This window comes from Parabacteroides sp. AF14-59 (genome assembly GCF_003479515.1).
Classification (GTDB): domain Bacteria; phylum Bacteroidota; class Bacteroidia; order Bacteroidales; family Tannerellaceae; genus Parabacteroides; species Parabacteroides faecis.
Genome location: NZ_QUHH01000011.1, coordinates 199081 through 211589, shown reverse-complemented (window position 1 = coordinate 211589; position 12509 = coordinate 199081). Strand labels below are relative to the sequence as shown.

The window sequence follows — 12509 nt, the reverse complement described above, 5'->3', positions numbered from 1 at the left end:
AACCCTTTTTATAGATTGGACAGAAAGTAGTCAACTAAAATCGTTAAACTACAGATTTGTTTGTTTTTCTGCCTGGAAAACTTTTGTTTATTCAGTACGAAACTAAAGTTTCCCAGGCAAGAAACTTTAGTTTCCTCCTATAGAAACTTTTTATTCGTCCTTATCCCTTTCTCTATTGAAAAGCAGAATGGCATATAAAGTGGTAGATAACAAATAAATATTGTAGATATATTATCATCTCAACCACTGTATAAGATGCTTGCTTACAAGGAGTCTATGACATGATTGTAGATGTTGTAGATAGTATAAACTATTTAAATTCCGTTTTTTTTGAGCTTTAAAGCATATTAGATAGGCATTGTTTTTCGATTAATATGATTAGTCATGCTCTTTATTTCATTAAATAAAAGAAATGTGTACTTTTAGGACTTCATTTATAATCATAAAGGGGAGATAGTTATGAGACGTATTTATTATTTGTTGCTGGTTAGCCTGTGTTGCACCAGTTTGTTTGCAAAAACAAAGAAAGCTGTGTATATAATCATTGACGGAGTTCCTGCCGACCAGATCGAGCGGCTTCATACGCCGGCCATATTCGATATTGCTTCCAGAGGAGCTTATGCGAGGGCTTACACCGGAGGTGAGATAGGCGGATATTCACAGACAGCAACGATCTCAGCCATCGGTTATACCAATCTGCTGACGGCTACCTGGTTTAATAAACATAACGTAGGGGGTAACTCCGACCTGAAACCCAATTATAACTACTGGACTATCTTCCGGATAGCCAAAGAACAACCCAAAGATTACAAAACAGCCATTTATTCCAGCTGGACAGACAACCGTACCGTCTTGATCGGGGAAGGAAAGAAGGAAACAAACCATTTGAAAATAGATTATGTAAAGGACGGTTACGATCTCGATACAATCCGCTTCCCGAAGAAGGAAAAAGATTTACATATTTTCGATATAGACGAACAAATTTCGAAGGATGCCGCCGAAGGAATTCGTAAAGATGCCCCTGATCTGAGTTGGGTTTATCTGTGGTATACCGACGACGCGGGACATATTGCCGGAAACGGAACTTTCTTCGATGAATATGTTCGGAAGGCTGACGACCAGGTTGCTCGTATTTGGGAAGCTGTCAAATATCGTGAAGCTAATTTTGATGAAGAGTGGATGATCATAGTAACGACCGACCATGGTCGTGGCGAGAATGGTCACGGACACGGAGGGCAATCCGAGCGCGAACGTACTACCTGGATTTCGACCAACGTTCCGGTAAACAACCATTTCAAGGCGGGCGGTCTGGCGATCACGGATATTGCCCCTTCTATCTGTCGTTACATGGGATTCGAGGTGCCGCAGGCAGTCCTTTGGGAACAGGATGGCATGCCGTTCATCGGTAAAACGGATATTTACGATTTGCAGACTTTACCTTATGATAATATGGTGGAACTCTCCTGGAAATCTTATTCGGGAAATGTCCCCGTTACGGTTTATGCCGCAGCCGACAATAAATTCAAGGAGGGAGGGAAAGACGAGTGGATAAAAGTCGCAGAGCTTCCTGCCGGAGCGACGGAATATACAGTCGATCTGCAAACATTGCCGTCTTCGAAATTCTATAAGTTCGTTGTGCTGTCTCCCGGAAATCATTTAAACCGCTGGTTACTGAAATAGAAATATAATATAAGTATTATGAAGAAAACTTTATGTGTATCGAGTTTATTGCTTTTGGCCGGACAGCCGATGATTGCGCAGGAACGTCCGAATATAATCGTTTTTCTTGTAGATGATATGGGATTGATGGATACCTCTTTGCCTTTCCTTACGGATGCAGAGGGGAATCCGGTCCGTTATCCGTTGAACGATTGGTATCAGACACCTAACATGGAGCGCATGGCCCGTCAGGGAATCCGTTTCTCTACTTTTTATGCACAGAGTGTAAGTTCTCCGTCGCGTGCCTCTATTATGACCGGACAAAACTCGACCCGGCACAGAACAACCAACTGGATCAACTCCGAAAGTAATAACAAAACCCCTTTCGGACCCGAAGAATGGAACTGGGAAGGCCTGTCGAAGAGCGATGTTACTTTGCCCCGTGTCCTACACGATGCCGGATATAAGACGATCCATGTCGGTAAGGCTCATTTCGGATGCCAGAGCAGTGAAGGTGAAAATCCGCAGAATATCGGCTTCGACGTAAATATCGCAGGCTCTTCGATCGGGCAGCCGGGTAGTTACTATGGTGAGAATGGCTACGGAAATATAAAAGGGAATAAAAGCCGTGCCGTGCCGGGACTGGAGAAATATCACGGTACGGATGTCTTTCTGAGCGAGGCTTTAACTCTGGAGGCTAACGAACAGATCAATAAGGCGGTGGGAGAGGAGAAACCTTTCTTCTTATATATGTCTCATTACGCTGTTCACGGTCCGTTTGAAGCCGACAAGCGCTTTGCCGCTCATTACGGTTATACGGGAAAGCCGAAGGTGGCAGCCGATTTCGCAACTTTAATAGAAGGTATGGATAAATCGCTGGGCGATATTATGGATCATCTGGAAGAACTAGGTATAGCAGAAAATACCTTGATCATGTTCCTGGGAGACAATGGTTCCGACGCTCCTCTCGGTGATGATAAAGGATATACCTCTTCTGCTCCTTTACGGGGAAAGAAAGGAACGGAATATGAGGGCGGTGTCCGTGTCCCGTTCATTGCTTGCTGGGGAAAGCTGGATGCACAAAATCCAAATCAAAAGAAATTACCGATAGAAGCAGGCGCGATCCAGCAGCAACTGGGTACGGTCATGGATCTGTTTCCGACCGTTCTGTCTCTTGCCGGAGTTGACAATCCGAAAGGACACACGATCGATGGTGTGGACTTGCGTGTTCAGTTTGATGGGAAAAAGAACGCTACCCGCTCGGAGAAAGTATTGATGCATTTTCCTCACGAACATCGTGGAAGTTATTTCACCACCTATATCGATGGCGACTGGAAGCTGATTTACTACTATAATCCTGAAAGGCCGGCCGAACCCCGTTACCGTCTATACAACCTGAAGAACGACCCGGGTGAATCGCTTGATCTCTCCCTTCGTGACGGCAACCGGGTAAAAGCGATGGTGAAAGCCATGAGTGCCCAGCTTGAAGCAGAAGGGGCGCTTTATCCGGAAGATGCGGAAGGGAATGTGTTGAAACCATTCTTCTAATCTATATAGATGAGTATCCGTTTAACGTGGAGAAATCTGTTTCTGTCTATGGCCCTGGCTTGGTAAGCGATGTGGATAAGGTGTTTATTTATTTAAGATAAAAATCCGAAGTATTAATGTTAAATAAGAGAGCGGGGCTTGTAATGGCCTCCTCTCGTTTTATCTCTAGTTCTATATGAAAAAGGTGTTTTTTTCTTTAATTTTGATGTGTGCTTGCTTGTTTTCAGCTCTTAGCATACAATGTAAAACAGATTCTGTCGAGCGAGTAAAGAAATATGACGGGCTGGTTGCTTTGTGGGATTTCTCTGAAAAAGAGGAAAGTTTTGTTTCTACCGGAGGAAAAGACCGGTTTGAGTTAACGGAATACCCCGGAAAAATAGATCGTGTGGAAGAAGGTCCTTTATCCGGACGTTCTATTTACCTGGATGGTTCTTCCTATTTGTCTATCCCTTACGGACAAACCGGTGCGTTGAATGTTAAAACAAATGCTGTAACTGTGGTTGCCTGGGTGAAATGGGCAGGAGAAAAGACGGGTTTTGTTGCCGGTATGTGGAATGAATATGATGATGGAGGGAAGCGGCAATATGGTTTGTTTGTTTCTCTTCCTTGTTATAATGGTGCGAATCAGGTTTGCGGACATATTTCAAAAACAGGAGGGGCTACACCTCCATTTCCTTACTCTTTGGATTATTCGTCAAGTAAGCAAGTCGTTCCTGCTAATAAATGGTCTTGTGTCGCTTTTACTTATGATGGCCGGTATATTCGTTCGTATCTGAATGGCCGGTTTGAGGAACGCGAACCGGAGCTGATTGACAATACAACTGGCTTTGAAGGATATCCGGACGGGTTGATACAATCGAAGAATCCTTATGAATATCCAGATGGAATAGGTGACAATGGTTCTGATTTTACAGTCGGTGCTGTCTCTTTACATTCGGGTATGGGGAATTTCTTTAAAGGACAGATTGGAGGTATAGCTGTTTTTGACAGGGCATTAAGCGACACTGAAATAAAACAGATTTCGGATGAAACTCTATAGAAATATCTAACTGAAGTAAAACCTCTTATGAGTTATTCTCTCTGAATCTATATTCAGAATAAAACGATTCTTGCTTTTTTAGATAAAATACTAAGAAAAAGAATCGAAGTATTTGTGGTGTAAATAATTCTCCTTACCTTTGCACCGCAAATTTTAAGTATTAACAAAAATAAAACAGCGTTTTATGAACAATTACGAAACCGTTTTCATTTTGACTCCCGTTTTGTCTGACGCACAGATGAAGGAAGCGGTAGAAAAATTCACGAACCTCCTGAAAGCAGAAGGCGCAGAAATCGTGAACGAAGAAAATTGGGGATTGCGCAAATTAGCTTATCCTATCGACAAGAAAACAACAGGCTTCTATCAGCTGGTTGAATTCAAGGCAAATCCGGAAACTATCGCTACTTTGGAAGTTAACTTCCGTCGTGACGAACGTGTGATCCGCTTCCTGACTTTCCGCCAGGACAAATATGCAGCAGAATATGCAGCTAAGAGAAGAAATCTGAAATCATCTAAAGAAACAGTAAAGGAGAATTAATCATGGCAGCAACTCAATCAGAAATCAGATATTTAACTCCGCCTTCAGTAGACGTTAAGAAAAAAAAATATTGCCGTTTCAAAAAGAACGGTATCAAGTATATCGATTACAAAGATCCTGAATTCCTGAAGAAATTCCTGAACGAACAGGGTAAAATTCTTCCGCGTCGTATCACTGGTACATCTTTGAAGTTCCAGCGTCGTATCGCTCAGGCTGTAAAAAGAGCTCGTCACTTGGCGTTGCTTCCTTACGTAACCGATTTAATGAAATAATAAAAAGAGAGGAGACAGAATATGCAAGTTATTTTGAAAGAAGACGTAATCAACTTAGGTTACAAAGACGATATCGTAACAGTAAAAGACGGTTACGGACGTAACTTTCTAATCCCCCAGGGTAAGGCAGTAATCGCTTCTGAGTCTGCTAAGAAAGTATTAGCTGAAAACCTGAGACAACGTGCTCACAAATTGGCTAAGATCAAAGAAGATGCTCAGGCATTGGCTGCTAAGTTGGAAGGCGTTGCATTGACTATCGGTGCAAAGACCAGTTCAACAGGTACAATCTTCGGTTCTGTTACAAATATCCAGGTTGCTGAAGCTTTGGCAAAGGCTGGTTTCGAAGTAGAACGTAAGATTATCTATATCAAAGAAGCTGTTAAGGAAGTTGGTAGCTACAAAGCTATTCTTAAACTTCACAAAGAAGTTTCTGTTGAAATTCCTTTCGAAGTGGTTTCTGAATAATTCAGTAAACGATATAAAGTGAAAAGGGCAGTCCTTCGGGATTTGCCCTTTTTTATTTTCCGTCACTTCTTTTTATAAAACCGATTTGTTGTTTTCATGTTATTGGGCTAAATCTGTTTTCTAATATTGGATTCTCTTTGTTGTAAACAAGAGACGACCAATTATTTATAGAAAAAGACTTCGCTTAATCAGCAAAAAAATACTACATTTGCCCCGAATTTGCATAAAAATACTGTAAAATGGCTAGGATATCTTTTCTATGTATTAATCTGCTGATGGTCTTGTTTTTGACCCAGCCTGTACTTCAGGCGAGGGAGAAAACGTTTACTGTCGTGATTGATGCTGGTCATGGCGGAAAGGACCCGGGAGCGAGAGGTACGGTTATCAATGAAAAAGAAATCAATCTTTCGGTAGCTTTGAAACTGGGAGATAAGATATCTGCGAGCCACGATGATGTAAAAGTTATTTATACCCGCAAGACTGATCGCTTTATTGAGTTGGATGAACGTGCAAATATCGCGAATCGGAATAAGGCGGATCTTTTTATTTCTATCCATACAAATTCAGTTAAAAAGGGTAGTACAGCTCGGGGAACGGAAACATATACGTTGGGTTTGGCTCGTACTGATGAAAATCTGGCGGTGGCTATGCGTGAGAATTCGGCTATTTTACTGGAGGATAACTATGAACAAAAGTATGAAGGCTTTGATCCGAATTCTTCTGAATCCTATATTATCTTTGAGTTTATGCAAAATAAGCATATGGAACAAAGTATAGGCTTTGCCTCGGAGATACAAAAGTGTTTTGTGTCTGCTAAGCGGGCTGACAGAGGGGTAAGACAGGCTGGCTTTTTGGTTTTAAGGAAAACGAGTATGCCGAGTGTATTGGTAGAACTGGGATATATTTCGAATCGCGATGAGGAACATTTTATGAAATCATCAGATGGACAAATTAAACTGGCAAATGCTTTGTTCGATGCATTTACTCGATATAAAAAAGAATATGACCGAAAGCAAGGAGGAGTATCGGGAGGAAATTCTTCTTCCGGAAGCGTAACGACATCGGTAGAAACTTCTTATTTTGCAGATGAGCAAGTAGAAGAAGGGGTAGCACCCGGTAGCGAACAGGATATTCTAAATAGAAAGAAGAAGTCTTCCGTCTCTTCACAAAAAAGGCAGAGTACAACTACCGCTGCGAGAACAAAATCAGTCACAACAGGTAAAATTGTCTATAAAGTGCAAATTCTTACCTCGGATAAAAAACTTTCTTCGGGGGCAAAAGTGTTTAAAGGATATAAGAATGTGGATTACTTCGTGGAGAAAGGAATCTATAAATATACTTGTGGTGAAACGACTGATTTTGATTCGATCAGGAAGTTGCGCAGGCAGGTAGCTAAAGATTTTAAAGATGCGTTTATCGTAGCTTTTAAAGATGGCAAAAAGGTGAAATATTAAAGAGAAACATATAATTTAAAGGGATGAAAAGTATATTGACCAAAGAGGCAAAGATCGGACTTGTGAGTATAGTCAGTCTGGCATTGCTTTATTTCGGGATTAATTATCTGAAAGGTATAAATTTATTTAAACCGGTAAATCATTATTTTGTCACATTTCATAATGTAAAAGATGTAACAGTCTCTAGTCCTGTTTTCATTGACGGTTTTAAAGTGGGGTTGGTGAGAAGTATTGTTTATGATTATGAAAATACTGATAAAATAACGGTTGAGATCAGCCTTGATGATGAGATGCGGTTGACTTCAGGGAGTTATATAACTATTATAAAGACGCTTTTAAGTGGTGGAGAGCTTCATATTCATCTGAATAAATATGTACAAGACTATTTGAAACCAGGTGCTACAATCGAGGGGCGCATGGAGGAGGATATGATGCAGGCCGTACAGGAAAAGATCTTGCCGGGGGTAGAAGTGCTTTTGCCTAAGCTGGATTCGATATTGGGCGGCTTACAGGCCTTGATCAATCATCCGGCAATATCTCAGTCCCTGGATCATATTGCGAAGACCACAGGGAACCTGGAGGTTTCCACCCGCCAACTGAATAGTTTGCTGAGTAAAGATGTTCCGGGTATCGTTTCTGACCTGAAAGTAATAACCGGTAATTTTAATGAAGTGAGTTCCGGATTAAAGGAGCTGGATTTGGCCACCACGGTCAATTCGATCAATGCAACTTTGGCGAACCTGCAACTAACTACAAACAAGCTGAATCAGAAGGATAATACACTGGGCTTATTGTTGAATGACAGGAGTTTATATAATAATTTGGATAGTACGATGCTGAATGCTTCCAGGTTGTTGCTGGATCTGAAGCAGAATCCGAAAAGATATGTTCATTTTTCTGTTTTTTGACCAAAAAGATGATTAAAGAGTCTAATCTTATTTAGAAATTTTCCAATTAAGGAAAAATATATATAAACATAATTGTAGGCATGCATAAGGCCTTTAGATAGAGGAAAGTAACTTACTCTATAGGTCCTTTTGCATGGAAAACAGTGGGATAGCGTAGTTAATAAAAGTGCCCCAAAATAAAGGCTTCGTGAATAGATAAGTATCTAAGTGACTGTAAATCAGTTTTGTTTTTATAACTGCTTGAAAGTAAATGGGATATTAAACATTCAAAAGAACCAAATAATTCGGCACTTTTTTTTTACGAATTAATTTCTAAACTTTGTAGTCGGAAAAATAAAAAAGTATAGTTGGGAGAGTAATAAATCATGCAAACTGAATATCAGACATTGTGGAATAAATGCCTCGCTGTCATAAAAGACATCGTGCCGGAGGCCGCTTTTAACACATGGTTCATGCCGATCGTCCCGTTATCCTACGAGGATAATAAGTTCACGATCCAGGTGCCAAGCCAGTTCTTTTATGAATATCTTGAAGAGAAATACGTCAATGTACTGAAAGTTACATTGTATCGTGTGATTGGTCAGGGTACAATACTTAACTACCGTGTGATGGTAGATAAGACAACTGGTGGTACGGTGGATTATCCGGCAGAAAATGGTTCAGTAGCAGTAAAGAAAATAACTCCCAAAGATGCAAATAAGGCTCCTAATCCATTTATTCAAACTGCACCGCAGGATTTAGATCCTCAATTGAATCCCAAGTATAACTTTGATAACTATTTTGAAGGAACCAGTAATAAGTTGGTGCGTACAGCTGGTGAAGCCGTTGCTCAGAATCCCGGAAAAACAACATTTAATCCGCTGTTCATTTTTGGACCGTCTGGCGTTGGGAAGACACATTTGTGTCATGCTATAGGAACCCGTATCCGCGAACTCCATCCGGAAAAGAAGGTGTTATATGTTTCTTCCCACTTGTTTCGTGTACAGTTTACTGACGCGATCCGTAAAAATACGACGAATGACTTCTTGAATTTTTATCAGAATATCGACGTGTTGTTGCTGGATGATATCCAGGAATTGATCGGTATGGATAAGACTCAGAATACATTCTTTCATATATTCAATCACCTCCATCAGTTAGGTAAGCAGTTAATCCTTACTTCGGATAAGGCTCCTGTCGACCTGCAGGGTATGGAAGAGAGATTGATCACCCGTCTGAAATGGGGACTTACTGCTGAGTTAAGTCGTCCGGACCTGGATCTTAGAAAGAAAATCCTGAAGAATAAGATCAACCATGATGGTATCGTTATACCGGATGAGGTATTTAACTTCATTGCAAATAATGTAACGGAAAATGTTCGTGACCTGGAAGGAATTCTTGTTTCGTTGATGGCAAATGCTGTTATCAATAATAAGGAAATAGATCTGCCTTTGACTAAGCGTGTCGTTAGTCAGGCTGTTCGCTTGGAAAAGAAGCAGCTTTCTGTTCAGATGATCCAGGAGATAGTTTGTAATTACTTCAATTTGGACCAGGCGGTTATTCAGACCCGTTCCAGAAAACGCGAAATAGTACAGGCTCGCCAGATAACGATGTATCTTGCCAAAAAATATACGGATTGTTCATTCTCTCACATCGGTAAGATTGTCGGAAAGAAAGACCATGCAACTGTACTGCATGCTTGTAAAACGATCAAAGATCAGATGGAAACGAGTAAATCTTTCCGTTCTTCAGTAGAAGAGATCGAAGTGAAGTTGAGAGGCTAATAAATCTCTACATATAAAGATTAAAAAGGATGTTATTTTTATAGCATCCTTTTCTGTTTTGGAAAACATTGAATGTGTCGATGTTTTCTTTTTGGAAAATATTTTCGATGGTGTGAAAAGTTATTTTGTTGATAATCATATGGTGTATAAAGAGAAATGGAAAACCTTGAATTCGTTTCGATTTTAGTTGTTGAATAATTTGGTCAATAAATAAAGTATTCTTAAACTTGCACTATTATTAATACAGTATTTATCGTGAACCATAAAACTTACACATTCGATGAAGCATTTAAAGCTTCACTGGAGTACTTTACAGGCGACGAGCTTGCCGCTAAAGTATGGGTAAACAAGTATGCCTTGAAGGATGCATTCGGGAATATTTATGAGGAATCTCCCGTAGATATGCATCATAGGTTAGCTAATGAAATTGCTCGTGTCGAGAAAAAGTATCCTAATCCGTTATCGGAACAGGAACTTTATGACCTATTTGATCATTTCCGTTACATCGTTCCTCAGGGAAGTCCAATGACGGGAATTGGCAATGATTACCAGATTGCCTCACTCTCTAATTGTTTTGTTATAGGATTGGATGGAGAAGCAGACTCATATGGCGCAATTATCCGTATCGATGAAGAACAGGTTCAGTTAATGAAGCGCCGTGGAGGTGTAGGACATGACTTGTCTCATATCCGTCCGAAAGGCTCTCCTGTAAAGAATTCAGCATTGACATCGACAGGATTGGTGCCGTTTATGGAACGTTATTCCAATTCGACACGTGAGGTGGCACAGGACGGACGTCGCGGTGCGTTAATGTTAAGTGTATCGATCAAACATCCGGACTCGGAGTCTTTCATCGATGCCAAAATGACAGAAGGCAAAGTAACAGGTGCAAATGTATCTGTCAAGATTGATGATGATTTTATGAATGCTGTGGTTAGCGGCAGTCCGTATAAACAACAATACCCGGTCGATTCGAATGATCCGACAACGGTGAAAGAAATTGACGCACCGGCTTTGTGGAAGAAAATCATCCATAACGCATGGAAGTCTGCTGAACCTGGGGTCTTATTCTGGGATACTATTCTTCGTGAATCAGTTCCGGATTCGTATGCAGATCTTGGTTTCCGTACGGTTTCTACAAACCCTTGTGGTGAAATACCTCTTTGTCCGTATGATAGCTGCCGTTTGCTGGCTATCAATCTTTATTCTTATGTGGTGAATCCGTTTACAAAAGATGCTTATTTTGACTATGACCTGTTTAAAAAGCATGTAGAACTGGCACAACGTATTATGGATGACATTATCGATCTGGAATCTGAAAAGATCGAAAAGATACTGGAAAAGATCGACTCTGATCCGGAATCGATGGAAGTGAAGGAAACTGAACGTCATTTGTGGGAAAAGATCCAGAAGAAGACATTGCAGGGACGTCGTACAGGTGTGGGTATCACAGCTGAGGGCGATATGATTGCCGCTTTAGGTCTGCGTTACGGAACGGAAGAGGCTACGGAATGTGCAGAGAAGATCCAGAAAACCTTAGCTTTGGCAGCTTACCGTTCATCGGTAATGATGGCGAAAGAGCGTGGAGCTTTCGAAATTTACGATTCAAAACGTGAAGAGAAAAATCCGTTCATAAACCGTCTGCGTGAGGCTGATCCGGAACTGTATGCCGATATGCTGAAATACGGTCGTCGTAACATTGCCTGTCTGACGATTGCTCCGACTGGTACGACCAGTTTGATGACACAGACAACTTCCGGTATCGAACCAGTATTCCTGCCGGTATATAGACGCCGTCGTAAGGTAAATCCGAATGATGCGGAAGCCCGTGTCGATTTTGTGGATGAGACAGGAGACGCATTTGAAGAATATGTAGTATTCCATCATAAGTTTGTTACCTGGATGCAGGCCAACGGTTATTCCGTTACTAAGAAATATACACAGGAAGAAATTGATGAACTGGTCGCTAAATCACCGTACTATAAAGCTACATCGAATGATGTGGACTGGTTGCAGAAAGTCCGTATGCAGGGACGTATCCAGAAATGGGTGGACCATTCTATCAGTGTAACCATCAACTTGCCGGCTGACGTGTCGGAAGAATTGGTAGATTCTCTGTATGTTGAAGCATGGAAGTGCGGCTGTAAAGGCTGTACGGTTTATCGTGACGGTTCACGCTCCGGTGTATTGCTGGCAACCGAAAAGAAGAAGAAAGACGATTGCAACTGTATGGAACCGCCGGTGATCGTTTCAACACGTCCGCGTGAACTGGAAGCCGATGTGGTTAAATTTCAGAATAATCGTGAGAAGTGGATTGCTTTCGTTGGTTTGCTGAACGGTCGTCCATATGAGATCTTTACCGGACTTGCAGATGATGATGAAGGTATCATGTTGCCGAAGAATGTTTCTAAGGGAACAATCATCAAGAGCTACGATGAAGATGGAAAGAAACATTATGATTTCCAGTTCAAAAACAAACGTGGTTATAAGATGACCATCGAAGGCCTGGACGGAAAGTTCGATCCTGAGTTCTGGAACTATGCAAAACTGATCTCCGGAGTATTGCGTTACGGTATGCCTATCGACCAGGTTATCAAGCTGGTTCAGGGTATGGAACTGAATAATGAATCGATCAATACCTGGAAGAACGGTGTTGAACGTGCCTTGAAGAAATATTTGCCGAACGGTACGGAGGTAAAAGGACAGATATGTCCGAACTGCGGTCTGGAAACCCTTATCTATCAGGAAGGGTGTCTGATCTGTACAAACTGCGGAGCTTCAAAGTGCGGATAAGTGTAACACTACAAATATTTTTATAGGAATGCGGGGAAAATCCCCGCATTTTTTATACCTTCGTCTCCGG

At 41.2% G+C, this 12509-nt stretch carries 10 protein-coding genes; all 10 read left to right on the top strand.

The features are described 5' to 3' along the window. The first annotated feature begins 459 nt into the window (after positions 1 to 459). The 10 genes from DWW23_RS13775 (at position 460) to DWW23_RS13730 (ending at position 12439) form a co-directional block, all read left to right on the top strand. A complete protein-coding gene (locus DWW23_RS13775; protein WP_122353852.1) occupies positions 460 to 1680 on the top strand; it encodes an alkaline phosphatase family protein in 1221 nt (406 codons plus the stop codon). An 18-nt stretch (positions 1681 to 1698) separates the two neighbouring features. After that, positions 1699 to 3207 (top strand): sulfatase, encoded by a 1509-nt coding sequence (locus tag DWW23_RS13770; RefSeq protein ID WP_122353851.1) that lies wholly within the window; start codon positions 1699 to 1701, stop codon positions 3205 to 3207. Positions 3208 to 3382: 175 nt separating this feature from the next. Further along, positions 3383 to 4246, top strand: coding sequence for a LamG domain-containing protein (locus DWW23_RS13765; RefSeq protein ID WP_122353850.1), 864 nt, complete (start codon positions 3383 to 3385; stop codon positions 4244 to 4246). Between the two features lie 184 nt (positions 4247 to 4430). Beyond that, positions 4431 to 4784, top strand: a complete 354-nt coding sequence (rpsF, locus tag DWW23_RS13760) for a 30S ribosomal protein S6 (protein ID WP_122274690.1) — start codon at positions 4431 to 4433, stop codon at positions 4782 to 4784. A 2-nt stretch (positions 4785 to 4786) separates the two neighbouring features. Next, positions 4787 to 5056 (top strand): 30S ribosomal protein S18, encoded by a 270-nt coding sequence (rpsR, locus tag DWW23_RS13755; RefSeq protein WP_007654155.1) that lies wholly within the window; start codon positions 4787 to 4789, stop codon positions 5054 to 5056. A 21-nt stretch (positions 5057 to 5077) separates the two neighbouring features. Next, a complete protein-coding gene (gene rplI / locus DWW23_RS13750; protein ID WP_075558740.1) occupies positions 5078 to 5521 on the top strand; it encodes a 50S ribosomal protein L9 in 444 nt (147 codons plus the stop codon). A 239-nt stretch (positions 5522 to 5760) separates the two neighbouring features. Beyond that, a complete protein-coding gene (locus DWW23_RS13745) occupies positions 5761 to 6975 on the top strand; it encodes an N-acetylmuramoyl-L-alanine amidase (protein WP_122353849.1) in 1215 nt (404 codons plus the stop codon). 23 nt (positions 6976 to 6998) lie between these two features. After that, on the top strand, positions 6999 to 7883 hold the full coding sequence (locus tag DWW23_RS13740) for an MlaD family protein (protein ID WP_122353848.1): 885 nt from the start codon (positions 6999 to 7001) through the stop codon (positions 7881 to 7883). 365 nt (positions 7884 to 8248) lie between these two features. After that, positions 8249 to 9646, top strand: a complete 1398-nt coding sequence (dnaA, locus tag DWW23_RS13735; protein ID WP_122353847.1) for a chromosomal replication initiator protein DnaA — start codon at positions 8249 to 8251, stop codon at positions 9644 to 9646. 255 nt (positions 9647 to 9901) lie between these two features. Then, a complete protein-coding gene (locus DWW23_RS13730) occupies positions 9902 to 12439 on the top strand; it encodes an adenosylcobalamin-dependent ribonucleoside-diphosphate reductase (protein ID WP_122353846.1) in 2538 nt (845 codons plus the stop codon). Positions 12440 to 12509 lie beyond the last annotated feature (70 nt).

Coding starts and splice junctions, on each gene's coding strand:
- DWW23_RS13775 (WP_122353852.1), top strand. CDS start 460: ATGAGACGTATTTATTATTTGTTGCTGGTTAGCCTGTGTTGCACCAGT.
- DWW23_RS13770 (WP_122353851.1), top strand. CDS start 1,699: ATGAAGAAAACTTTATGTGTATCGAGTTTATTGCTTTTGGCCGGACAG.
- DWW23_RS13765 (WP_122353850.1), top strand. CDS start 3,383: ATGAAAAAGGTGTTTTTTTCTTTAATTTTGATGTGTGCTTGCTTGTTT.
- rpsF (WP_122274690.1), top strand. CDS start 4,431: ATGAACAATTACGAAACCGTTTTCATTTTGACTCCCGTTTTGTCTGAC.
- rpsR (WP_007654155.1), top strand. CDS start 4,787: ATGGCAGCAACTCAATCAGAAATCAGATATTTAACTCCGCCTTCAGTA.
- rplI (WP_075558740.1), top strand. CDS start 5,078: ATGCAAGTTATTTTGAAAGAAGACGTAATCAACTTAGGTTACAAAGAC.
- DWW23_RS13745 (WP_122353849.1), top strand. CDS start 5,761: ATGGCTAGGATATCTTTTCTATGTATTAATCTGCTGATGGTCTTGTTT.
- DWW23_RS13740 (WP_122353848.1), top strand. CDS start 6,999: ATGAAAAGTATATTGACCAAAGAGGCAAAGATCGGACTTGTGAGTATA.
- dnaA (WP_122353847.1), top strand. CDS start 8,249: ATGCAAACTGAATATCAGACATTGTGGAATAAATGCCTCGCTGTCATA.